The following is a 22296-nucleotide window of genomic DNA, read 5'->3' as shown; positions in this document are numbered from 1 at the left end:
GTTCAAGGAGAGGTCCTGAAGCGCCCCCTGGTGGGACTGGTGGTCGGTTACCACGGTGACTGTGGTGCCGAAGGGAATCCGTTCGAATTTCCGTTTTTCCTGCATGCCCGCTCCTTTTCTTCCGTTCAGCTCAGTTGCATCTGACCCGGCGGTCCGTCGATCACGGCGCCGATCTGAAAGGCGTCGCAGCCGGCGGCCTGCAGCTTTCTCTTGAGTTCATCCGCTTTTTCTTCGGCTACGGCTATCAGCAATCCCCCCGAGGTTTGCGGATCGGCCAGGATGTCCATGAGCTCCGGTGCGACCTGGCTGCCGTTGACGATGCGGGGCAGGTAGTACTGCCGGTTGTTGTAGCTGCCTTCGGGGACCAGCCCGATCGCCGCCATTTCGATGACCATCGGATAGACATGAAGGGCGCCGGTTTCGATCTGGATGCCGACCTGGCTGGCTTCGGCGAGTTCGAGGGCATGGCCGAGCAGGCCGAAGCCGGTGATGTCGGTGCAGGCATGGACGCCCACTTCGAGCATGACTTCGGCGGCCCCCTTGTTGAGCCGCTGCATGCCGGCTATGGCCTCGACCATGTCGGCCTCGGTCAGGACTTCGCCCTTGAGGGCCGTGGCCAGGATGCCGGTGCCGAGCGGTTTGGTCAGGATCAGCACATCCCCGGGGCGGGCGCCGACCGTCGAAACCATCTTGGCCGGGTCGACCAGCCCGGTGACGGCCAGGCCGTATTTTGGCTCGTCGTCTTCCACCGTGTGCCCGCCGACGATGACTGCGCCGGCCTCCTTGACCTTTTCCGCCCCTCCCCTGAGGATGTCGACCAGCGCCGACTGCGGCAGGCAGCGGGGGAACCCGATCAGGTTCATGACCGTCAGCGGCCTGGCGCCCATGGCGTAGATGTCAGAAAGGGCATTGGCGGCGGCAATCTTGCCGTAGGTTGCCGGATCGTTCACCACCGGGGTGAAAAAGTCGACCGACTGGACCAATGCGCAATCCGGGCCGATACGGTAGACCCCGGCATCGGCGTTGGGAATAGCATTGGACAGGAGGTTGTCGTCCTCGAATGCTGGCAGTTGACGCAGGACCTGCGCCAGTGGCCCGGGGGCCAGTTTAGCCGCTCAACCGCTGGTTTTGGCCAGGGCGGTCAGCTTGATCTGCTGATCAGTCATGCCTCTTCCTCGTTGAATGTATCAGGAGCCGCCGGCAACTGCCAGGCGACCCGGAAATCCTCTTTGCGCAAGGTGTATTTCTGGCGGTCAAAATACTCCAGCAGGGCCTGGGTCTGCTTGCGGGCACTGCCGGTCAAGTCACGGAATTCGGCCATGGTCAGGGTGTCGTGGCTGGCGAAGTGATCGATCAGCAGCGACAAGGCTTTGTCGTAAGTGGCCCGGTGGAAAAAGCTTTCTTCGTTGAGTTTCACCAGTCGTCCGCTGGTGAACAGGAAGGTGAAGCAATCCTCGCAGCGGTCGCTGTTGAGTCCCAGCTGTTCGAGCATGCCGTTCTTGTTTATCGCCTGACAGCCCTCATTTCGATAGGCCGTTTCCAGCCGGTCGATCAGCCCCTGCTGATCAGGCGTCGGGGTGGGCCTGAATCCGGGCAGGCCGATCCATTCCTGCTGCTGTACCAGTTCGCCGGCTTGTGCCGCTTCGGCCAGCAGCTGATCGTAGGCTTTCGGGGCCAGTTTCGTCGGTAGGGCTCCCTTGAGGGTGGCATGGGGGATGCCAGGATGCAGCGGGTGCTTGTCGTGGTAGAGCCGGGTGGCTTCCCTGAGCTGATGATGCCAACCGCGAATGGTGGTCAGGGTGGCCCACTGGTCTCCAAGGCGGGCCGCCTTGTCTTCTCTCTGCAGCGCCAGCAGGTGTTGTTCGATCCGCTCACGGCCCATTCCGGAGGCGAGCTCGAGGTCCTTGATGCGGGGGCAGACCAGTTCGCTGAGTTTCTGCAGCAGGAAGGCCATTTCTCCCGATTCGAGCTCCTTGAGCGCCGACATGACCTCGTCGCGGAAGCGTTTGTGCTTGATCGGGGCCGGGTCGATCACCAGGCCGCCGCCGATGGTGATCATCGGCGAGTAGGAGCGGATAATGAAGCGGTCCTGGCGATGGGCGACCAGCGGGCGATCGAGGTGAATCTGCACCAGGGCGCTTTCCCCCGGCTCGAGCAGGTCCCGGTCGAGCAGGGCGACTATCCCCACCACCCGCGCGGTGCCGAGGTAAAAGTGGACCGGATCGCGGAACTTCAAGGGGCGCGGCGCCGTGGGCAGCAGGGTCAGGCGGACGTCGAGCCGCTCGGTCTGCTCGAAAATGCCAGGAGAACCGACCACTGCGCCACGCTGCAGCTGGTCGCGATCGAGTCCCGCCAGGTTGAGGGCCACCCGCTGTCCGGCCCGGGCTTCCGGAAGCTTTTCGCCGTGAACCTGGATTTCCCGCACCCGGACCTGTTCGCCGGGCGGGATGACATCGACCGCATCGCCCGGCCTGACCGTGCCTGACAGGAGGGTTCCGGTCACTACCGTGCCGAAGCCGGCGACGCTGAAATGGCGGTCCACCGGCAGCCGCAGGGGGCCGTCGGCGTCCTTGGATGGCAGGCTTTTCAGGCTCTGGCCGATGGTGGCCACCAGCGCGGGGATGCCGTCGCCCGTGATGGACGAAACCCTGCAGAACGGGGCGTTTTCAAGGAAGGTGCCGGTGACCTCCTCGCGGATTTCCTCTTCGACGATATCGATCCAGTCCTCTTCGGCCAGGTCGCACTTGGTCAGCACCAGGATCCCGCGGTGGATATCCAGCAGCTGGAGGATCTGCAGATGCTCCCGGGTCTGCGGCATGACCCCTTCGTTGACATCCACGACCAGCAGCACCAGGTCGATGCCGCCGATGCCGGCCAGCATGTTGTGGATGAAGCGTTCATGTCCGGGAACATCGACGACTCCGGCCACCTGGCCTCCGGGCAGGCGAAAGGAGGCGAAGCCCAGGTCGATGGAGATACCGCGCTCTTTTTCTTCTTTGAGGCGGTCGGTCTCCTCCCCGGTCAGGGCGCGGATGAGTTCCGTCTTGCCGTGATCGACATGGCCGGCGGTACCGATGATGATGTGACGAGAGGGTGGCATGATGAACAGTTTCCCCGCCCGGCACGCCGGCCGGTTGCGGTTCGCGGGTGAAGAGTATGCATAGTTGGATTATGCGATAGGCGACTGCTGGCGAAAATAGCACGGCAGGCGAAAAAGCACAAGGATGGTTGTCTCCCCGGTTGGGGCTCGATGAAGGGACCAATGAAAGATCCCGGAAGAGGTGGGTGCTTCCGGGGATCTGTGTCAGTAGGTTCTGGCCGGGATCGGGATGAAGAAGCGGGACGGCCGATTTTCTTTCGGAATCTCCTGCTCGATGGTGATGCCCGCGAAGGTCACCCTGGCCTTGTAGGGTTGAGCAGGATCGATCCCCTGGGAGCGGAACAGTTGGTCAACTTCGCGGGGATTGCGACCGAAAATCTGATCCAGAGAAAAGTCTACGCGCATGGGTTTGGCCCTTTCTATGGTCCATCTTGCTCGTTGGTAATGCACACTTTTGATTGCAAAAAACGAGCCCACTCCTTTTGTTTAGCAGTGTGCGGGCAATAGTCAAGTAATTACAAAGAAATAAAGCCTCCACCTGAAAGTGCCGGGAATCGGCAGGGGGCATTTGCGGGTCGTGGGTGTGTCTTTTTGACTTTCGGGGCAGAAAACCGGCGGAAAACACGGCTGTGCAGGCAATATGACTTTGTTTTTCAGTCATGCGCCAAAGCGATTGTCACGGCAGTCAGTTCACTGGTGCAGGTCTGTTTTCTGGCTTGTGATCGGGAGCGTGCTGTAGCTGCAGATGTATGCCGAGGGGGGGGCAGCGCCGGCATCGGCAGTGGCCTGCCGGCGCTGGGGATATGGAATCAGGGACGGATGACCCGGCCGGCCTGGTGCATCTGTTCGACGATATCGAGCATGTTGGTGGCCCGGCCGACTTTGAGCTGCTCCTTGAGCCCGAAGAACTCAAGGCAAAGCCCGCAGGACGCGATGTCGACTCCGTTGCAGGCCAGTTTTTCCAGGGCTTCGATGACTTCGGAGCCGGCCGAAGTGAGCTTGACGCCGCTGTTGACAAAGAGGATTGCATCCGGCGGGACGAGCAGTTCGTTCAGGGTGTACAGAAAGTTTCGCAGCAGGATATGGCCGAGTTCGTCGTTGCCGGTCCCCATGGTGTCGGCTCCGACATAGACCACGGTCCGCCCTGGGGCCGCCGGCGGAGCAGTGGTCGCTTGCGGGGCGCTGCCCGGGGTCAGAAGCAGGCTGAAATGGCCGTCTGCCTCCGTGTCGGCGACCTGGTAGCCCAGGCTGGCCGCCAGTCGCGCGATATTCTGCCGGGCGGTGTCGTCACCGACCAGCACGGTCAGCGCAATGCCCGGTTCGGCCAGGATCAGCTTGCGGGTTTCGACGACGGGGGCGGGGCATTGCTGGTTGCGGCAGTCGAGTATTTTCATCGGGACTCCTTCATGGCGTGTTCGGTGCAACTATAGAAGAGCAGATTTATTTTGACAAGGGCAGGATGACGGGGCATCTTCTGTTGAGGTGCCCTTGTTGGCTTCATGTCCGGAGGACTCTATGCGTAAATTCGTTTTTGCCTGTGGCCTGGCCCTGGCCCTGCTTGGCTGCGGAGACCAGGCCAAAGAACTGTTCGACACCGCCCAGCTCGAGGAGCGCCAGTATAACGCGCCCCATGCCCGGCAGCTGTACCAGCAAATCGTCGACAAGTATCCCGATTCGCCTTACGCCGCCCAGGCCCGCGAACGGCTGTCGGAGCTGACAAGCCCCTAGTTGCTCCGACCCTTGTGCTTTTCGGTGCTTTCCACGTAATCCCGCAGGTCGCGAAAGCCGAGCATCCTGGCCAGCGGCGGTTGAAAAACGAAGGGCAGGGCGACGAAGTAAAGAGCCGCCGCCACGACGCCGAGCATGGTGGATAGCTGAAAGGCCAGCCGGATGCCGGCCAGAAAGAGCAGCAGCCAGGCCAGGTCGACGGCGGTGCGCAGCAGGGGGGGGCGGGGATAGAAGGCCGGGGTGCGCCCAGCCGGGAGCTTTCGGCACATCAGGCTGAAGGAATGAATCAGCCCTGCCGCCAGCAGCAGCAGGGCACTTTGGGTGGCCGGGGTCATTTTTCGCTTATCGCGCCAGTTGCCGGAATCGGCGTCAGCCGGGCCACCGATTCGACGTGGGGGGTCTGCGGGAACATGTCCACCGGCTGCACTTCTTCCGTGCGATAACCGAGGCGCTGCAGCAGGTCGAGGTCGCGGGCCAGGGTTTCCGGGTTGCAGGAGACGTAAATCATGGTTCTCGGCGCCAGCGCCGCCAGTTCGGTCAAAACCGCTTCGTCGCAGCCGCTGCGGGGGGGATTGACCACGGCGACGCTCCCTGCAGCCACGTCCATCGCCAGGTCGTGAACCAGTTCGGCGGCATCGCCGGCGATGAAGGAGCAGTTGCCCAGCTCGTTCATGCGGGCATTCTCGCGGGCGTTGCGCACCGCTTCCTCGACCACCTCGATGCCGATCACCCGCCCGGCGTCTTTGGCCAGGTTGAGGGCGATGCCGCCGATGCCACAGTAGAGGTCGACGGCGGTTTCGGCCTGTCGCAGCGCAGCCCACTGCCGCACCTGGGTGTAAATCCGCGCGGCCTGCTGGTTGTGCACCTGGAAAAACGAGGTGGGTGCGATACGCAGGCGGATGTCGCCGACCTGGTCGATCAAATCGGGAACGCCGACTACCTTCAGGGTGTCGCGGCCGAAAATCACGTTGCCTTCGGCGGTATTGACATTCTGCTGCACCGAGACGACCTCCGGCAGCTTTTTCTTCAGCCACTTGCCCAGGTGGGTCAACTCGCGAAAGTTCCTCTCGGCGGTGACGAAGGTCACCATCGCCTTGCCGGATTCCGGCGCCACCTTGACGGTCAGATAGCGCAGCAGCCCCCGCCGGGTCTTCGGGTTGTAGATGTAGATCCCCTGGCGTTCGACCTCTTCCTTGACCACCGCGACGATGCGGTTGATCAGCGGGTGATGCAGTGGGCAATTGCCGATGTCGACCACGTCGTGGCTGCCGCGGCGGTACATGCCGATCTTGACCTGGCCCCGCTCCTTGGCCATGACCAGCTTGGCGTTGGTGCGGTAGCCGAGTTTGTGTTCGGCCGCCCAGATCGGATGTACTTTGACGCCGGTCAGGGCCGGGTAGTTGCCCAGGTAGCGGCGTACCTTGGCTTCCTTGAAGCGCAGCTGGGAGGGGTAGTTCATGGCGATCAGCGAACAGCCCTGGCAGTCGCCGGCCTGGGCGCAGCTTGAGATGCCGCGGTCGTTGCTCTTGCGCAGCACGCGGCGCAGCTGGCCGATGATGCGCCGCTGCCCTTCGTGCTCGATGGTGAAGGCGACCCGTTCGCCGGGCAGCGCGCCGGTGAGCCAGACTTCCTTGGTTTCGAAGTAGCCGATACCGATCCCCTCGTCGTTGAGACGGTTGATGTCCAGCTCGATGGCTGGGGCCGGGGCGCGCCGTTTCGGTCTCTGGTTTTGCTGTGGTTTTACCGGTGGTTTTGCCATGTATCTTATGCCTGTGCAGGAAAATTGTTGATGGATGAGGCACATTAACCTCTTGCCGGGGTTCTGTCAATCGTCAGGCGCTTGACTTGTGGCATGGCCAGTCGTTACACTCGCCTTTCGCAAAAAAAATGCGCGAAGCGGCCTCTCGCCCGTTCGCTTCGCTCTCTCGAGTTCGCAGAGGCCACAGAGTAAAGAAAAAACAGAGATTTCGATTCTCTCTGTGCTCTTTGCGTGCTCGAGCGACTGCAAGGAGCGGGCGAGAGGCCGGTTTTGTTTCGATCATCCCAGGAGAATGCCCATGTCCCGCAAGACCCGTCAGATCCAGGTAGGCCAGGTCGCCGTCGGCGGCGGCGCGCCGGTGTCGGTGCAGTCGATGTGCAACACCGATACCCGCGATGTGCCCGCCACCCTGGGCCAGATCCGCGCCCTGGCTGATGCCGGCTGCGAGATCGTGCGCTGCGCGGTCCCCGATCAGGCGGCGGCCGAGGCGCTGCGGGCGATCTGCAGCGACAGCCCGCTGCCGCTGATCGCCGACATCCATTTCGACTACCAGCTGGCGCTGACCTCCCTGGCCGGCGGGGTCGACGGGCTGCGCATCAACCCCGGAAACATCGGCGAGCGCTGGAAGGTGCAGGAGGTGGTCAAGGCCTGCGCCGAGCGGGGGGTGCCGATCCGGATCGGGGTCAACGGCGGTTCGCTGGAGCAGGAACTGCTGGCAAAATACGGGCACCCCACCGCCGAGGCGATGGTCGAGAGCGCCCTCGGCCATATCCGCATTCTCGAGGATCTCGGCTTTGAGCAGATCAAGGTCAGCCTCAAGGCGTCGGACATCCGCCGCACCGTCGAGGCCTACCGGCAGCTGGCGGTCAAGGTCGACTACCCCCTGCATGTCGGCATCACCGAGGCCGGCACCACCTGGAGCGGCACCATCAAGAGCGCCGTCGGCCTTGGGGCCCTGCTCTACGACGGTATCGGCGATACCCTGCGGGTGTCGCTGACCGGCGATCCGGTGGAAGAGGTGCGGGTCGGCTGGGAAATTCTCAAGTCGCTGGGGCTTAGGGAGCGCGGCCCGGTCTTCGTCAGCTGTCCCACCTGCGGCCGCTGCCAGATCGACCTGATTCCGATCGCCGAAGAGGTCGAGCGGCGCCTGCACGACCTGCCGAAAAAAATTACCGTGGCGGTCATGGGCTGCGTGGTCAACGGCCCCGGCGAAGCCCGGGAGGCCGATGTCGGCATCGCCGGCGGCAAGGGGCAGGGGCTGCTCTTTCGCCATGGCGAGGTGGTGCGCAAGGTGCCCCAGGCCGAGCTGGCCGACGCCCTGGTCGACGAGGCGCGCCGGTTGGTGGAAGAACGTGAGTGACCTGTTGGACATTCTGCTGCTGGAACCCTACCTGGCCGGCTCCCACGCCGCCTGGGCGCAGGAGTACGCCGCCCGCAGCCGGCACCGGGTCCGCATTCTCGGGCTGTCCGGACAGCACTGGAAGTGGCGGATGCACGGCGGCGCGGCGACCTTGGCCCGCCGGTTTTTCGAGCAAAACCATCGGCCCGACCTGCTGCTGGCCAGCGATATGCTCGACCTGACCAGCTTCCTCGCCCTGACCCGTTCGGCGACCGCGGCCACTCCGGCGGCGCTCTATTTTCACGAGAACCAGCTGACCTACCCCTGGTCGCCCTCCGACGCCGATCCGGGACAGCAGCGCGACGCCCACTACGCCTTTATCAATTACAGCAGCGCCCTGGCTGCCGATGCCGTGCTCTTCAATTCCGATTATCACCGCACCGCCTTTCTCGGCGCCCTCGGCGGTTTTCTCGGCGGCTTTCCCGATCACAACGAAACCGCCGGCATCGACCGGCTCGCTGCCAAGAGCCGCACTCTTCCGCTCGGGCTCGACCTGCGGCAATTGGATGCCTTTCGCGAGTCGGAGCGAAGTCGGCGCGGTCCGCCGCTACTGTTGTGGAACCACCGCTGGGAGTACGACAAGAACCCCGAGGAGTTTTTCCAGGCGCTTTTCCGGCTGGATGAGCTGGGGATCGAGTTCGAACTGGCGGTGCTGGGTGAGTCTTTCCGCCGGCAGCCGCCTGTTTTCGCCGAGGCGAGAGAGCGCCTGGGCGGCCGCATCGTTCACTGGGGCTTTGCCGAAAGTTTTGCCGAGTATGCCGCCTGGCTGTGGCGCGCCGACATCCTGCCGGTCACCTCGATCCACGATTTTTTCGGTGTCAGCGTGGTGCAGGCGATGTACTGCAACACCCACCCGTTGCTGCCCAGACGCCTCGCCTATCCGGAGCATGTGCCGGTTGCCCTGCAGGCCCCGTTCTTCTATTCGGATTTCGACGAACTGGTTCGCCGCCTGGCCGAGCTGTGCCGCAACATTGAGCCGGTGCGGCAGCTGTCGACCCAGTCTCTTGTCTCCCGTTACGACTGGGGGATCCTGGCGGGGAAGTATGACCGGCTTTTCGAAGAAATGGTGACCGCGGTTTGACCCTTCTCGCGGCCGGTATGGGGGCTTGCGCCGGCAGGATCAGGCGGCCTTGAGAGCCCGAAAAGGGCTTTACAGAGGGGGGGATTTCCGATAGACTCGGTCGAAATTACTGCAGTGGAGGCGTTTTCATGTCCGTAAATAAAGTTATTCTGGTAGGCAATCTCGGCAAGGATCCCGAACTTCGCTACACCCCCTCCGGGGCTGCCGTGGCGACCTTTTCGCTGGCTACGTCCGAGCGCTACAAGGACAAAAGCGGAGAAATGCAGGAGAAGACCGAGTGGCACAACATCGTTGCCTGGCGGCAGCTGGCCGAAATCTGCGGCAAGTACCTGCACAAGGGGAAGCAGGTTTACATCGAGGGGAAAATCCAGACCCGTTCCTACGATGACCGGGACGGCAATAAGAAATACATGACCGAAATCGTCGCTGACCAGATGCAGATGCTCGGCGGTCGTGGTGATGAAGGGGGCGGTCAGCGGGACGGCGGCTACGGCCAGCGCGGCGGCAACCGCCAGGGCGGGCAGTCGGCCCAGCGCCCGGCGCAGAATTCGACACCGGCTTACGAGGATATCGCCGAACCGCCGTTTAATCCCGATGATGATATTCCGTTCTGACCTCGGTGAATTTTAATAATTTAAAGAAAGGTCCCTGTTTTCAGGGGCCTTTTTTATCTAGGAGGAAATATGCACCTTTCAAAAATGCTGCGTTGGGGATTCTGGACGTTGCTGGTCTGTCTTTCGGGTTGTTCCTCGATGCATGTCGATGTCGCTCCGGCCGTTGACTGGAGCAATGTGTCGCATATTGTTTTGTCTGCACCGGCGCAAGATCCGTGGCTGCTGGCACCGGCAATCCGCAAGGAGCTGCAGGATATGGGGATGACCGTTCTTGCGGAGGAGGAAGGCGACCCGGACCTGGCGATCCGCTTTTTTGCCAAGGAAGGTCCCGACCTGGATGCGAACGGAAATATGCTCACCCGCCTGCAAAGCCTCCATGTCCAGTTTGTTGATCCGGCCACGGCAACCGTCGTTGCCGTGGCCGACTATTTTTACTCAGAAGGTTCTTCCGGTCCCGATAAGGGGGTAGCGGCCGTCTTCGCGAAATTGCGTGAGGAACTCAACGCCGGCGCTGCTTCGCCGCTTACGACGGTTACTGCGCCGGTCACGGACCCTGTGCCGCGTCAGTCCGTGAGTCAGTCTGTGCTTGAGTCACAAAGCCCGCCCCTGGAGCCTGCTCGTTCCCCAGCACCCGTGGGCAGTTTGGAGGTTGAAAGCGTCAGCCAAACTCAGGCACTCGAGCCGCCGGTAAAAACGATCGCGCCCGTAACCGACAAGGCGAAGGCGCGGAAGATTGAGACGAAAACAGAGTCGCCATGGACGCCCAAATTCAAATCCTGGGGCTTTGAAAACTGGGGAAAGCAGAACAGCGGCGGTGATTGATTGCCAAGGGGGGGGCGCCGTCAGTCGGTGGATGATTCGCCGAGCGGTTCGCCGGCATGCAGTTCGCGGTGAAGTTTTTCAAGGTCTTCGGTCTCCAGTCGCTGGGGCGGCATCTGGGAAAGTGGCCGGAATTTGCGCGGATTTTTCAGCCATTTCTCCAGATTCTCGCGGCTCCAACGCAACCCTTCAGCACTGAAATTCTGCAGGTAGAATTCCGTAAAAAGTCCGGAAAGATTCGGTCCAATCAGTCCGCCGCCCAACCCGCCGAACTCAGCTGTCAGTGCGCGATGGCAGCCACCGCAATGTTTTTCAAGCTGCCGTTCAACCGGCGCCCCCTCTCCCTCGAAATGGATCACTCCGGGAACTTCCCCTGCTGGCGCCCTGCTCCGCCGGGCGCCGGCCAAAAGGGCATTCACCAGTTCGATCTGCTGTTCTTCGGTGAACTGGAATTCAGGCATGAATAAGACCGGCGACTTGATCGCTTCGGACAACTCTTCCGGTGTTAAATACTTCTGTGCAAGGTCGAGGTTGGCGGCCAGTCGGTTGCCTTTGCCGTCACTGACGTGACACCGGCGGCAGGCATAATCCTTGAGGCGTTGTTCGCCCCGCTCTACCACGGGACTGCCGTCCAGGGTAAAGGCGGCAAAGCGCGCGGCAATCAGGCCGCTGTGGGCAAGGTCGAGGCGCGAAGTCTCTGACAGTCCGCGGTGGCAGTCGACGCAGGTTGCCTGCCTGGCATAGTGAACCGGGTGACAGTGCAGGCAGTGAACTTTAGCGGCTGGCTGGAGCTCGGCCCTCAGGGCGCCGGGAGCCAGCAATAGAATCAGAAGCCAAGCACAAACGACCAATTTTTACCTCGAAAATACATTGCGATGATGGTCAGGACAAGGATGCCGAAAAAGCTGATCAGGGTCAGCCCGTTGACGCTGCGCTGTTCACGGGGGAGCCAGCGCGCCGATTCTGCCGGCGGACTTAGCGGGAGCCAGGGCAGGAGTAAAAACGTCAGACCCAGACCGATGATCAGGTAGATCATGGCGTTCGAATAACTGACCAGTTCCTGGGTCCACATCAGAAACCAGGCAGATTTTGAAGGATTGGGAACCCGGCTGATGTCTGCCGGTCCCTGCAGCGGCGCTTGTATAAATGCGGCGAGAAGCAGCAGGGTTGCCAGAGCCGCCGCAAAAGCCGTTTTGACCATGCGGAAAAAAACCGGAGAGGCTTTGACGTAATCGCTCATAGATAAGGCAAAACTCCTTTGTCCTTGCGGATTCGATAAAAGTGCAGCATACACAGAACCAGCATGCTCAAAGGGATGACCGCAATATGCAGAACGTAAAAGCGCACCAGCGACATGGGCTGGCCCACGTCGTCCGGCACCAGAAAGCGGTGCAGCTGCTCTCCGAACGGGACGGTCATTAACAGGTTCATCCCGGTCTGGGTGGCCCAGAGCGCCAGCTGGTCCATCGGCAGCAGATAGCCGGTGTACCCCTCAAACAGGGCCAGGCAGAGCAGCAGAAATCCGATGACCCAGTTGAGCTCCCGCGGTTTGCGATAGGCTCCGGTCAGGATGACCCGCAAGGTGTGCAAGAAGAGCAGGACCATAAACAGGTTGGCCGACAGCCGGTGGAGATTGCGGATATACCAGCCCCCCGGCACGGAACTTTCCAGATACAGGATCGATGCAAAGGCACGCTCTGTTGTCGGCTGGTAATGGAACAGCAGCAGCGTTCCCGACACCAGCAGTACCAGAAATGCCGTAAAGGCCAGACCGCCCAGGCAGAAGGTATAGCTCAGCCGCAGGTCTTTTCGCCGGACCACGCGCGGAAACAGATGTTTGATGAATTCTTTTACGAAATCGTCCTCTTTCATCCCAGCACCATGAGCGAATCGCCCTTTTCCTGCACCTCAAGGCGCGCCAACGGTCTATCCGAGGGCCCTTTGAGGACCGCTCCATTGCGGTCGAACACACTGCCGTGGCAAGGACAGACCAGGTTGTTCGGGGTGACATTCACCGTGCAGCCCAGGTGGGTACAGACCAGGCTCAGAGCGTAGATCTCTTCGTCGCGGCGGATCACGGCAACCCGGGATTGACGATAGACCAGTGCCCCCCCTGAGGGGATATCGCTCTTTTTCACTTCCAGGAGCAATTTTTTTCGCGACTCCTGCACCGGGACCAGAAAACGCCAGGCCAGAAAGCCCCAGGTTCCGACCAGGGCTATTGTTTGGAGGACTCTCCGACGCGTTCGACGAGATTTTTCCATTTTGTTACGTAGGCTTTCCTGTAGGTCGCAGTTTTTGCCGCGATATGAAAATAACGTTGCGGGCTGACAAAGGATCCGTTGCCGACCTGTTGCCCGGCCTGATTCCAGAAGGACGACAATCCCATTCCGTCGAGGTCGATGCGGTACAGGCGCTCCTCCTCTTTTTCCATGAGAAAGCGGCGGCGATTGTCATGACAATGATCGCACATCACCGTTCCGCTGCGCACAGTATGCGGGAAAAAGGCTTTCCACTGCGCGGTCAGCAGGCGATTTTCGATTTTCGGGTCGCCACCGCTGCGTAGGTCCGAGGTGTAGGCGATAAACTGTGGGCGGATCGGGCTGATGAGGCCGCGCTCGTTGACCCCCAACGGCGGCGCATTCTGTTGCCGCAAATACGCCCTGACCAGGTAGTCTCCCACCGGTTCGGACTCATCTACCTTGAAGTGTTTGGCTGTCTCGGTATCCCCAGCGACACGCAGATAGAAGGTGCCGTATTCCTGCGGAGCCCAGGCGGCATGGCAGGCATAGCATTCCATGCCCTCCATGTGGGCGGATATGCCGTGCTCGATCACCTGGGGGTCGGCCTGGTGGCAATCCACGCATCGTTTCGAGGCTGTATGGCCGGCGATGAGGCTTTGCATCGAATGGCAGTCCATGCACTGCAGCCCGATTTCGGCATGCAGGTCCGGGCGCATTTTTAACGAGGTCTCCCCGAGAAATTCCGCACCACGCTGATAGCGCGGATGGTCTTCGCGGGGGGCCATGCCGAGATACTCGCGGCCGACAAAATAACCTTGGTGGCAAGCCAGGCATTGGTCTTGAGTTGCTGCAGCAATTTTGTGGCCGTCGCCGCCATGACAGTCGAGACAGTCTGACACATGGCAGCTGCCGCAGTTATTGTCGAAAAAAGCCGGGTCTGTTTTACCGAAGCTTTCTGCGGCAAAGCGCTTTTCCGCCCTTCGCATGGTCATCGCCTGGTCGAAGATTGCGTCATAACCCCCATGACAGCCGGTGCAACCGCTTGCCCGGGATTCGGCAGACGACGGCCGGGGCGTCATGGCGACATCGGTGCCGTGACAATCCGCGCAGGCCAGGTCGGTATGGGCGCCTTCAAGCCGGGGCTGGCGTCCGGCCGCCGCAACGTGCGCTGAGGCGCTAAGGCTGAACAGGAGCAGGGCGCTTGAGACAATCATCCAACGCATTATAGTCGAGTTCCTTCTGATAAATCGGATCCTTGGGGTCAATGTGGCAGACCAGGCAGAGGTTGACCGCCAGAATCTTTTTGATCTCTGCCGTGTTAAAGGGGCGGGAATCCTCCCGGGTAATGGCTGAGTAGGCCCTTACCTTGCCGGAGTGCATGGTCAGCATGCCGTCCAGGGGCTTGTCCTCGGACTTTTCGCATATCAGCGTGGCTTCGATACTGTTCCCTTCGACTACATGCTGGCCGAAGCCGAGAAAGGCCGGGTTGCCATGGCACTCTGCACAGCCGATCGCCTTCGGCCCGGTATTGTGGCCGAAAAAGGGTGCGAAGCGCAACTGCTGACGCCCTTTGAAGAGGGTCACGTATTCATCCAATATCCGTTTGCCCTGCGGATCGATCACCGTCACAAAGGTCTGGCAGCCGGGGGTGACTGTCGAAATCCTGCCGCGCTGGTTTAGGGCCAGCGGGAAAGGATACAGCATCCGGTAGTCCTCCGTTTCCGTGAAGCGGCCCGGTGTCTGGACGCCCTTGACATAATCGGCCCCCAACTCCCGCTGGTCATATTCCGTATGACAGCCGTAGCACTGGACCACGGTGCGCGAATGGCAGGCATAGCATTCCATCCGCTCATGCCCTTTGATGGTGTGTTCCGGCGTCTGCGTGATGACTTTGCTTTCGTGCAGTTTGCCGTCGCGCTTGCCCTGCAGCCAGACCTTGTCGGCCTCAAGGAAAACGTTCGAATATTTACGCCCCTTGGCGGTCAGCACCATGGCATCGCCTTGCTGCATCCGCCGCGGGTAATGCGCCGATTCGCGCAATACTTCGTCATTCTCCCGGCTGATCGCGTCGATTTGCGGTCGTGCGGTGGCACTGCCATGGCAGTCTTCGCAGGATATTTCCGTCTGCAGATACATGTTCTCGTAAGCGTAGCCGTCCCCCATCACATCCCGCGAGGTATGGCAATCGATGCATTCGAGGCCTTTTTCATGGTGGATATCGGCCTGAATCCGGGTCAGGTTGCGCACTCCGCTGACGATTATCGGGCCGGGGCCGCCCTGATCGGTCGGTACCAGTCCGTTGTTGCCGTCATTTAAGCCTTCGTAGGAAAAGGCGATACGGCCGCTGCGGTTATGGCAACGGACACAGACCTTGTTGTCCGGCAGGTTGGCCATGGCGTGACTGGCCGAATGGGGCCATTTGCCTTTGACGGTCGGATCGTTCCCCTGGTAGGTTCCGTTGTCATTGTAGGGGAAATGACAGGCGGCGCAGCCGGAGGCATGGCTGCCGCTCCAGACCTGGTTGGAATCGACCCCGATATGGCACAGGGAGCAGGTTTTACGGTAGAGTTCGCCGGCCAGGTTGTCGAGCCCGGCCACTTCCTTGAGTTCCAGCGGTTCACCGGTCGCATCAAAGACGGCTTCGCTCCGGGTCGCGTAGAGTGTATCGTCAGCCCCTTCCCAAGTGGCCTGGGTATTTTTGATCATGCCGGTATTGGTGTACATCAAATTGGCTCGCACCCGCTCCAATTGGTATGGGTGACATTTGCCGCAGGTTTTCTGCCAGAATTTCGGGTCCGCTGGATTTTTGGGTCCGAACATGGTTCGATGCGAGGCTTTTTCCTCGGCTTCCAAGGGGTCACCGCCGTGGCAGGAGACGCACTCCTGGTGGGTTTTGGATGCCAATTCCAAGCCGCTATGACAACCGGCGCAGGTCGAACCGTCTCCGGGACTCTGGCTGCAGCCGGCACTCAGCAGAAAAGCGCTCAGCACTATCGGCAATAAAAAAATATGGCATATCATAGTTAACGGAGTGACCTCCCAGGTAACAAATTGATGGGAGTTTAACACGAGAATGCATCTATGAAAAAGAAATGCGGCTGGCAATCCACACAGAATGAACTGTGTTGAATGGATTGCCAGCCGCCAAAACAGGAGGCATTAAGCGGTAAGCTGAAAATCCTATTCCGTTACCGTGACCTTCTTGGTGAACTCCTGCCACAAGAACGGATCGCTGTTCTTGTTTCCGTAGGGCAGATACCAGAGTTTGACATTGATCTCAAGCGTGTTGTCCAGCAGCTTGCGCTCAATGACCCGGCCGCCTTCTTTGATATCCTGGGTATAGAAGGGGATCTCGAAGTGCTCTTCGACGGTTTTCCCCGGAGGCAGCCCGGTATCGTTGATGATGCCGCTCTTCTCGTAGGGCCCACGGCCCATCTCGTCGCCGCGCCCGAACTTCTGGGGCGTCGGCATGTAAATTTTTTCACTGTTGTACAATTCATCCCCTTCGCTATCTACAGCACTTACCGACAGAACCAGTCGGTTGGGGGTCGGTCAGCCATCAGGGACGGAATGTCCCGTCCGGTTGGTCATTTTGACCTTGACGATTGCCTTGGGTGACACCAGATTGCCGTCACGCCATTTGGTGCCGTAGGCTTCCACCTCAAAGTCGACGGCCGCATCGGACATGACCTTGGAGCGATAGCTCTGCATGTCATGGCCGAGCCCGCTCTTTTTCATGTGGCATTCCTGGCAGGTTTCCATCCCGCCTTCGGCCTTGTAGGCCCACAGGTAGCTGCCGTACGCGGTTGCGCACTGGGTCGGATTGTCCAGCTCAAAATTGGGGCCAAGACCATGGCACTGTCCGCAGAAAATCGATTCGCCCATGATCGGGCTGGTCTTCATCAGTGGAAAGTTCTCGTCGTCATGCGTGCCGTCGTTAAAGCCATAGACGATGCCGTCCTGGGGATAGCCATCGGTCCACTTGTGGGTAATGGCCATGCGGTTATGGCAGACCAGACAGTTGATGTTCAGACTCAGCAGCGTGTCTTTGATGCTGTCGAATTTTTTCGTGTCGTCGTTTTGGTAAGCCGCCATCAGGTCGTAGATGTTGCCGATGAATTCTTTGGCAACGGCATCGGTGGCGTCCGCCAGCTGCGGCAGATGGCACTTGGCGCAGCCCATCAGGTGCTCGACTTCGACATCTTCAGGTTTTTCTGCGCCGGAAAAAGCCCAAGACAATACCCCGTTTTCCAGGGCTGTCTTCATGGTCGCAGCTGTCCGGCCGGTTCCGTACACGGGGCGTGAATGGGCTGACCGGGCCCATTCGTCGTGGGCCTCCTCGTGGCACTCGATACAGCCGGTTGAGTCGTACATGGCAACCAGTTCGGCGATGGTGGTCGCTTTGCCGTGCTTGGCGGCGATCATGCCGTCCTTGCCCGCCCCTGCAGCAAATGCAGAAGTCGCAAGGAGCGCAAAGGCGGCCACGCAAGCCAATCCAGCCGCCAGCGTGATCCTTCGTATCCTCATAGGTATCCTCGATAACGAATCATTGGTTAATCTGGCAAGCGGCCGACGCTCGGCCGCTTGCCCGCATCAGCCTAGCAGCCTTGCAGCATCGATCCGCCAGCCTTCTTGGGTGCTTTGGCGGCTTCTTGCAGCTCGATCTTGACATTGGAATCGACCGCGATATCGGCAGCTTTGCCTTTGGTGATTTCGATGGTCACCAGTTGGCCTTTGACCTTGGTGACCGTGCCTTCAAACTCCTCGGCAAAGGCAAAACCGGAAAGGCTGACGAACATCAACGCGGCAGCAATCAGGGCAATCGACTTTTTCATGGTGTGTCTCCTTTGGTTTGGATAAATGCTCAGGATCACCCGGAGGCAACATGCCTCCGGGGGTGAGATGGTTCGTGAATCTAGAAAATCAGCTGTAGCTGGGTGGTGAGGGTTTCGATATCTTCGAGCGCCACTTCCTTGTCGTAGTCGAGCTCAGAGTATTCTACGGTCACCTTCAGGTTCTGCCCCCGCAGGTAGTAGTTGAAACCGACGCCGAACATGTCGACTTCCTGGTCGTAGGCATCGTTGAGTTTGGCAAAAGACCAGTTCTCTGCACGGGCAAACAGCTGCAGCGGCAGATTCGGGAGCATGTAGCCGGCCTTGATGTAGCTACCGTTCTTCTCACCGTTGATGCCGGTTACTTCAGCGTCAGGCGAGCCGTTCTGGTAGGCGTCGTCCAGGTCGTATTTGACATAAGCGCCCGACAGGGTAAAGGTCCCCACCTCTTCGATCGGGTACTCGCCAAAGGCATCCACCGTCCAGGCGCTGTAATCGGCTTCTTTGGCGCCAGCATAGGCGACCGCCGATTCGGTCTGGTAGGCCGCACCGATGGTCAGCACCTTTTTCTCGCCCATGTAGGTACCCTTGTAGCCGTAATCTTTTTCCGGGTCGAGCAGGGAGACATGGGCGCGAGCCGAGTAACGCAGGTTGGATTCGGGCGACGAGGCCGAATCGTTGCGGCCGTTCATGGCGTCGAGGCGGTACTGGAACACATCGTTAAACAGATTGCCCCACAGGGCCACCCCTTTGTCGCGGGTTGAAACAAAGGGCGCGCGAATCAGCACCGAGCGATCCAGGGTCAGCGGCATTTCGCAGGCCTCGAGGTTTTCACGGGTCAGGTTGTACTTGAACTTGCCGACCCAGAGGTTCAGCGCGTTGTTGTACTTGAAGCGCATGACGGCATCGAGAATCTGGAATTCGCTGTCATCGCCATCCGACACGCCAAAGGGGCCGATGTTTTTGTCTTCGGTATATTCGGTCTGTACGTACAGGCCGAAGTTCTGGCCGTAAGCTCCCATCAAGGCCAGGCGGTTGCGGCGAAAGTTGAATTCGGTGGCGCGCTCATCGCCGTCGCCAGCACCGGTGTCGCGGGTATTCAGCTGAAACTGCCCCTTGTAGTCGAGCTTTAAAAGGCCCTTGTCGTTCTCGCCGAAGGTCCATACCGGGCCGGCGAAAGCAGTGCTTGCCAGCAGGCAGAAGGCCGCTGCCATCAACCCCGACTTCTTGAAACTTGCCATACTCAAATCTCCTTTTTAAGTAGGTTCCACTCCGCCGCGGGGGCGGAGTGGAACAAGACAGACCATGAAGTTAGCAGCCACCGCCAGCACTGCCGCTGCCGGACGTCGGAGCCGTGCCGCCAGAAACAGGAGTTGCTGCCGGAGCCTGGTTCTGGTAATCGGTGTCGGCCTCTTCGATCTGATTGGCCGCAGACGGTGCCAACAGCAATGCGGCGGCATCGGGATTGAGGGGTTCCGCCACGGCGGTCGCATTATTGACGTTGTAGTTGATAACGCTCATGTAGGTGCTGTTATCGGTGGCCCACTCAGAACCGGCCGGCAACTCGCCGCCCTTGCTGGCGTCAGCGGACATTTTGCCCCACTGACTCCAGGAGCCGTCGTAAGTCATGACATCGATGTTGAGAATGGCGTCGAGGACGAAGAAGCCGGTCGACGCGATGTACCCGGTGCGGCAGTAGGAGTAAACCGGGTTGAGGTAAGAACCATCATTGCTGAAGCTGGCAATGTCGATGCCGGCAGCCAGCATCTCTGCTTTAATGACTGCGGCTGATTTGAAGCGCTTGTTGCCGGTTTCGTTGAAGTTTACATAGTTGTAATAGGTTCCGCCTTTAACCATTCCCTCGAAAACAACCCAGTCGTTTGCGACAGTAGCAAAGACGCCTGCGGTGGAACCGATGGCGCTTGAGTCGCCGCGCATGTCAATTGCGGTGCCGCGTCCGTCTCGGACGGCATCCATCAGTTCGGCCAGAGAAACGCGGGTGTCGAGCTGCGCACCCGTATTCAGGTCGGCTACACTCAGAAGGGAAGGAGTAATGGTCGGCAGGTCGGTAGTCAAGGTCGACCACGCAGCGTTGTAGCCATTCAGCACCTTGAGCCGCTCCTTCGGGAAACCCCAGTAGCGAAAGGTGAAGTAGGCGCGACTCGGGAAAAAGGTGGCGTTGCTTGGCGTTGAGGTAATCACGATCGTGGTGTTTTCGTCGATGCCCAGCGCCTGGATTCTGGCGTCCATGGCGGCACCATCAAGCATCATGTTGACGGCCGGGGCCGGACCTTCGGTGCGTGTTACCGCTTGTCCCGCAGTATCCCAAAGCTGGGCTCCGGGGATGTGGCCAGCCGCATAGTTAGCCGCGCTGGTGACATCCAGAATGACGACTTTCTCTCCCGCGGCGGCGTTAACCAGACCCAAATCCATCCAGGTCTGCAGCCGGTCTGCTTCGATCACAACCGACGGGCTATAGGTCTGTGCCGGGGCAGCAAACGCTGTCGCACCGGTGCCGGCCGCATAGGCAATGTCGTCGGCCTCAACCTGGCTTTGGACCACATCGCTGTCGTCAGCCGGGTTGTACCCGGTGAAAGCCATCGCCTGCGGAGCAACCGCAGTAGCGGCATCCAGCGTTTCGATCAGCAGAGGGGTAATATAGGCGAACTTGTTGTAGGTGGTGGTGGCGGGATCCAGATACCGGTCGATCGACCAGGCCGAACCGGACGGCAATTGGCCCCCTGCGGTGGTCTTCTCGGAGTATTTACCGATCTGGCTCCAGGAGCCGTCGAACAGCTGAACGTCGGCACCCAGAAGGGCGTCGAGGGCGAAGAACAGTGGCGTGGCAGAATACCCCGAAGTGCAGTAGACCGTTGTTTTCATGCCTTCGGTCCACCCCTTGGCGGCAAACAGGGCCTTGATTTCTTCCGCCGTTTTGTAAGTGCCGGCAGCAGTGAACAGTTCGGACTGATTCAGAAAAAGACCGCCTACGGGATGGCCGTCGACCACAACAGACCCTCCGCTTATCAGCCCCGGAGTAGCCGCAGTGCCGTAATAGCCGGACTTGCCGGCTGCGGGATCCTTGCCGCGAGCGTCAAAAACGATGTCCGTCGTCGAGCCGGGCAGATTGCTCATGGTCACGATCATTTCCCCGACGGAGGCGCGCAGGTCATCGTTGATGCCGGCCAGATTCCTGACACTGTAGTTCGAGGGAGTCGGGGACGGGATAATGTCGTTCATCAGGGTCGGATATTCAGCTGCAAAGGCTGTATTGCCGCCATCCAGCAGTTTCAGTCGCTCTTTTGGGAACCCCCAGTAGCGGAAGGTCCAGTAAGCACGGGATGCAAGATATGCGGAGCCGCCAGTGGTAAAGACGATCGTGGTTTTGTCATCAATGCCAAGCCGCTGAATCACGGCATCCATTTGCGCCCCGGTCGCAACCATAGGTGTCGCGTCAGCAACGCCTTCAAATCGGGTTACGGTCAGGTCCGCGGCCTCTACACGACAAGCTCCCGCAATGCGATCCGATCCTGCAGGTGACCGGAAATCCAGGATAACGACTTTGTCGCCATATCCCGTATCATTGCCGACCAGGCCCTCATTAATCCAAGAGCTGAGAGTCGCAGGCCCAATGAGCGCATTGGACGAAGTAGACGCTGGGGAGTCGTAGCTGCTGCTGCCGCCGCCTCCGCAACCCCAGACCAGGATTGCAGCAGTCACGACCAGCAGTAACTGCACTCCCACTTTCAGAGAACTTCGATTGAACTTGTTTAGCATACTTCCTCCTTGTGGTTGGTTATACTTAGATGCCCGTTGGCTTTAATGCGGGCATCAGTCAATGCTGTTCCCGGTTATGCCTTGACCGCACACCAGGCGTTCTCCATAAAACTATCGATGGTTTCGGTAAGGCTTTGACAATAAACACCGGCCAGTCTCAACTCGACGGCCCTTAAAATGACACCGGTAAAACTGATGCCGGCCACAAAGTTGTCCTGTTCTTTTACCTCCTTTTTCTCAATCCCTTCTCGCAAGATATCGCGAACAATCTGAAACGGTTCAGAGTGGCAGATGGGTACACTCTTCGGCAGAAATTCCGTATGTTTCATGAACAGCATGTATTCCATGACAACCGGTTCCTGTTCCGCAAATTCAAAAATCAGTTCGACAAAAGCTCTGAGCTTGTCGTAGGTTTTTGTTTTATCGGCGAGCCGTGCAGAGAATTCCTGATTGAAGCGGTCCTGAACCTGCTCGTAGATCTCCTGCCCCAGGGCTTCTTTGTTCTTGAAATAACTGTAAATTGCCCCGGTGCTGACGCCGGACTCCCTGACGATGGCGGGGATGGAGACGTTGTGGTACCCTTTTCGGACAAAGAGTGTGAGCGCCGTTTCTAGAACCAGCGCCATTTTGCCTTCAGGGTTAATTTTGCGCAAAGTCAAGGAGCCCCCGATTGGATAGAAGGAACATTCTATTTCTTAGCATGCTGCATGCCGTTTTGGTTGGCCTTCGCAGGCAAAAGAGGAACTGGCGGTCTTCCTGCCTGTCTTGGTGTGGCTAAGTTGTTGTTTTGTAAAAATTTACAGATAACGCGTAGGCGAATTTTTTATTTCCCGGTTAATTGTCGGACTGTCTCTGCTGGAATGCCGGTTAAGTGTGAGACTTTTCTGAGCAGAAGGCCGGTCAAGTGGGGGATTATCCCGATCGGACGGTCCGCCATTTGACGT

Annotated in this window: 22 protein-coding genes; 5 read left to right on the top strand and 17 right to left on the bottom strand. The window is 59.6% G+C overall.

The genetic code is table 11. The annotated features are described in order from the left end of the window. Nucleotides 1-125 precede the first annotated feature (125 nt). The 4 genes from selD to yedF all read right to left on the bottom strand — a co-directional run bounded on the left by selD (nt 126) and on the right by yedF (nt 4494). Nucleotides 126-1166: a selenide, water dikinase SelD gene (gene selD / locus ABYV89_RS04155; RefSeq protein WP_432821671.1), complete on the bottom strand. Its 1041-nt coding sequence runs from the start codon at nt 1164-1166 to the stop codon at nt 126-128. Continuing rightward, a complete protein-coding gene (gene selB / locus ABYV89_RS04150; RefSeq protein ID WP_432821670.1) occupies nt 1163-3100 on the bottom strand; it encodes a selenocysteine-specific translation elongation factor in 1938 nt (645 codons plus the stop codon). Before selB ends, selD begins: the two co-directional genes overlap by 4 nt. A 204-nt stretch (nt 3101-3304) precedes the next feature. Next, entirely contained in the window at nt 3305-3505 is a 201-nt protein-coding gene (locus ABYV89_RS04145) for a hypothetical protein (RefSeq protein WP_432821669.1), read from the bottom strand. Nucleotides 3506-3909: 404 nt separating this feature from the next. After that, on the bottom strand, nt 3910-4494 hold the full coding sequence (yedF, locus tag ABYV89_RS04140) for a sulfurtransferase-like selenium metabolism protein YedF (RefSeq protein WP_432821668.1): 585 nt from the start codon (nt 4492-4494) through the stop codon (nt 3910-3912). Nucleotides 4495-4615: 121 nt separating this feature from the next. Between yedF and ABYV89_RS04135 the strand changes: the two genes are divergently transcribed. Further along, entirely contained in the window at nt 4616-4828 is a 213-nt protein-coding gene (locus tag ABYV89_RS04135; protein ID WP_432821667.1) for a hypothetical protein, read from the top strand. Here the strand turns inward: ABYV89_RS04135 and ABYV89_RS04130 are convergent. Next, the gene (locus ABYV89_RS04130; RefSeq protein WP_432821666.1) at nt 4825-5163 is read right to left on the bottom strand and encodes a hypothetical protein; all 339 of its coding nucleotides are present in this window, start codon (nt 5161-5163) and stop codon (nt 4825-4827) included. The genes ABYV89_RS04135 and ABYV89_RS04130 overlap by 4 nt on opposite strands. Next, a complete protein-coding gene (gene rlmD, locus ABYV89_RS04125) occupies nt 5160-6587 on the bottom strand; it encodes a 23S rRNA (uracil(1939)-C(5))-methyltransferase RlmD (RefSeq protein WP_432821665.1) in 1428 nt (475 codons plus the stop codon). The genes ABYV89_RS04130 and rlmD overlap by 4 nt, the downstream gene beginning before the upstream one ends. A gap of 298 nt (nt 6588-6885) precedes the next feature. Between rlmD and ispG the strand changes: the two genes are divergently transcribed. From ispG to ABYV89_RS04105, 4 genes are all read left to right on the top strand, one after another. Continuing rightward, nucleotides 6886-7947 (top strand): flavodoxin-dependent (E)-4-hydroxy-3-methylbut-2-enyl-diphosphate synthase, encoded by a 1062-nt coding sequence (ispG, locus tag ABYV89_RS04120; RefSeq protein ID WP_432821664.1) that lies wholly within the window; start codon nt 6886-6888, stop codon nt 7945-7947. Continuing rightward, on the top strand, nt 7940-9067 hold the full coding sequence (locus ABYV89_RS04115; RefSeq protein WP_432821663.1) for a tRNA-queuosine alpha-mannosyltransferase domain-containing protein: 1128 nt from the start codon (nt 7940-7942) through the stop codon (nt 9065-9067). Before ispG ends, ABYV89_RS04115 begins: the two co-directional genes overlap by 8 nt. 128 nt (nt 9068-9195) lie before the next feature. Further along, nucleotides 9196-9681, top strand: coding sequence for a single-stranded DNA-binding protein (locus ABYV89_RS04110; protein ID WP_432821662.1), 486 nt, complete (start codon nt 9196-9198; stop codon nt 9679-9681). Between the two features lie 69 nt (nt 9682-9750). Next, nucleotides 9751-10503: a hypothetical protein gene (locus ABYV89_RS04105; RefSeq protein WP_432821661.1), complete on the top strand. Its 753-nt coding sequence runs from the start codon at nt 9751-9753 to the stop codon at nt 10501-10503. A 20-nt stretch (nt 10504-10523) separates the two neighbouring features. On the opposite strand, the gene extS is transcribed toward ABYV89_RS04105, so the two are convergent. From extS to ABYV89_RS04050, 11 genes are all read right to left on the bottom strand, one after another. Continuing rightward, complete coding sequence (gene extS / locus ABYV89_RS04100) at nt 10524-11351, bottom strand: selenite/tellurite reduction operon c-type cytochrome lipoprotein ExtS (RefSeq protein ID WP_432821660.1); 828 nt, start codon at nt 11349-11351, stop codon at nt 10524-10526. Continuing rightward, on the bottom strand, nt 11327-11740 hold the full coding sequence (extQ, locus tag ABYV89_RS04095; RefSeq protein WP_432821659.1) for a selenite/tellurite reduction operon b-type cytochrome membrane protein ExtQ: 414 nt from the start codon (nt 11738-11740) through the stop codon (nt 11327-11329). The genes extS and extQ overlap by 25 nt, the downstream gene beginning before the upstream one ends. Beyond that, nucleotides 11737-12372: a cytochrome b N-terminal domain-containing protein gene (locus tag ABYV89_RS04090; protein WP_432821658.1), complete on the bottom strand. Its 636-nt coding sequence runs from the start codon at nt 12370-12372 to the stop codon at nt 11737-11739. Before ABYV89_RS04090 ends, extQ begins: the two co-directional genes overlap by 4 nt. Continuing rightward, complete coding sequence (locus ABYV89_RS04085) at nt 12369-12764, bottom strand: ubiquinol-cytochrome c reductase iron-sulfur subunit (protein WP_432821657.1); 396 nt, start codon at nt 12762-12764, stop codon at nt 12369-12371. The genes ABYV89_RS04090 and ABYV89_RS04085 overlap by 4 nt, the downstream gene beginning before the upstream one ends. Further along, entirely contained in the window at nt 12719-13966 is a 1248-nt protein-coding gene (gene extO, locus ABYV89_RS04080) for a selenite/tellurite reduction operon b-type cytochrome iron-sulfur cluster-binding subunit ExtO (protein ID WP_432821656.1), read from the bottom strand. The genes ABYV89_RS04085 and extO overlap by 46 nt, the downstream gene beginning before the upstream one ends. Then, nucleotides 13920-15764, bottom strand: coding sequence for a selenite/tellurite reduction operon c-type cytochrome ExtM (gene extM / locus ABYV89_RS04075; RefSeq protein ID WP_432821655.1), 1845 nt, complete (start codon nt 15762-15764; stop codon nt 13920-13922). Before extM ends, extO begins: the two co-directional genes overlap by 47 nt. 159 nt (nt 15765-15923) lie before the next feature. Further along, nucleotides 15924-17270 (bottom strand): multiheme c-type cytochrome (seleno)protein ExtKL, encoded by a 1347-nt coding sequence (extKL, locus tag ABYV89_RS04070; RefSeq protein WP_432821654.1) that lies wholly within the window; start codon nt 17268-17270, stop codon nt 15924-15926. A 71-nt stretch (nt 17271-17341) separates the two neighbouring features. After that, nucleotides 17342-17578 (bottom strand): selenite/tellurite reduction operon protein ExtJ, encoded by a 237-nt coding sequence (extJ, locus tag ABYV89_RS04065; protein ID WP_432821653.1) that lies wholly within the window; start codon nt 17576-17578, stop codon nt 17342-17344. Nucleotides 17579-17658: 80 nt separating this feature from the next. Then, nucleotides 17659-18816, bottom strand: coding sequence for a selenite/tellurite reduction operon porin ExtI (gene extI / locus ABYV89_RS04060; protein WP_432821652.1), 1158 nt, complete (start codon nt 18814-18816; stop codon nt 17659-17661). Nucleotides 18817-18886: 70 nt separating this feature from the next. After that, complete coding sequence (extH, locus tag ABYV89_RS04055) at nt 18887-21352, bottom strand: selenite/tellurite reduction operon rhodanese-like protein ExtH (RefSeq protein ID WP_432821651.1); 2466 nt, start codon at nt 21350-21352, stop codon at nt 18887-18889. A 74-nt stretch (nt 21353-21426) separates the two neighbouring features. After that, nucleotides 21427-22011 (bottom strand): TetR/AcrR family transcriptional regulator, encoded by a 585-nt coding sequence (locus ABYV89_RS04050; RefSeq protein WP_432821650.1) that lies wholly within the window; start codon nt 22009-22011, stop codon nt 21427-21429. Nucleotides 22012-22296 lie beyond the last annotated feature (285 nt).

Origin of the sequence: Trichloromonas sp., from assembly GCF_041583255.1 — a bacterium.
Taxonomy (GTDB): domain Bacteria; phylum Desulfobacterota; class Desulfuromonadia; order Desulfuromonadales; family Trichloromonadaceae; genus Trichloromonas.
The sequence above is the reverse complement of the archived record's forward strand: the minus strand, read 5'-3'. Positions and strand labels throughout refer to the sequence as shown.

Excerpts from the sequence above, each read along its gene's own strand:
- ABYV89_RS04085 (WP_432821657.1), bottom strand. The coding sequence starts at position 12,764 with ATGGAAAAATCTCGTCGAACGCGTCGGAGAGTCCTCCAAACAATAGCC.
- extO (WP_432821656.1), bottom strand. The coding sequence starts at position 13,966 with ATGCGTTGGATGATTGTCTCAAGCGCCCTGCTCCTGTTCAGCCTTAGC.
- extI (WP_432821652.1), bottom strand. The coding sequence starts at position 18,816 with ATGGCAAGTTTCAAGAAGTCGGGGTTGATGGCAGCGGCCTTCTGCCTG.
- ABYV89_RS04110 (WP_432821662.1), top strand. The coding sequence starts at position 9,196 with ATGTCCGTAAATAAAGTTATTCTGGTAGGCAATCTCGGCAAGGATCCC.
- rlmD (WP_432821665.1), bottom strand. The coding sequence starts at position 6,587 with ATGGCAAAACCACCGGTAAAACCACAGCAAAACCAGAGACCGAAACGG.
- extJ (WP_432821653.1), bottom strand. The coding sequence starts at position 17,578 with ATGAAAAAGTCGATTGCCCTGATTGCTGCCGCGTTGATGTTCGTCAGC.
- extM (WP_432821655.1), bottom strand. The coding sequence starts at position 15,764 with ATGATATGCCATATTTTTTTATTGCCGATAGTGCTGAGCGCTTTTCTG.
- ABYV89_RS04145 (WP_432821669.1), bottom strand. The coding sequence starts at position 3,505 with ATGCGCGTAGACTTTTCTCTGGATCAGATTTTCGGTCGCAATCCCCGC.
- ABYV89_RS04090 (WP_432821658.1), bottom strand. The coding sequence starts at position 12,372 with ATGAAAGAGGACGATTTCGTAAAAGAATTCATCAAACATCTGTTTCCG.
- ABYV89_RS04105 (WP_432821661.1), top strand. The coding sequence starts at position 9,751 with ATGCACCTTTCAAAAATGCTGCGTTGGGGATTCTGGACGTTGCTGGTC.
- yedF (WP_432821668.1), bottom strand. The coding sequence starts at position 4,494 with ATGAAAATACTCGACTGCCGCAACCAGCAATGCCCCGCCCCCGTCGTC.
- extQ (WP_432821659.1), bottom strand. The coding sequence starts at position 11,740 with ATGAGCGATTACGTCAAAGCCTCTCCGGTTTTTTTCCGCATGGTCAAA.
- selB (WP_432821670.1), bottom strand. The coding sequence starts at position 3,100 with ATGCCACCCTCTCGTCACATCATCATCGGTACCGCCGGCCATGTCGAT.
- ABYV89_RS04130 (WP_432821666.1), bottom strand. The coding sequence starts at position 5,163 with ATGACCCCGGCCACCCAAAGTGCCCTGCTGCTGCTGGCGGCAGGGCTG.
- ispG (WP_432821664.1), top strand. The coding sequence starts at position 6,886 with ATGTCCCGCAAGACCCGTCAGATCCAGGTAGGCCAGGTCGCCGTCGGC.
- extH (WP_432821651.1), bottom strand. The coding sequence starts at position 21,352 with ATGCTAAACAAGTTCAATCGAAGTTCTCTGAAAGTGGGAGTGCAGTTA.
- ABYV89_RS04135 (WP_432821667.1), top strand. The coding sequence starts at position 4,616 with ATGCGTAAATTCGTTTTTGCCTGTGGCCTGGCCCTGGCCCTGCTTGGC.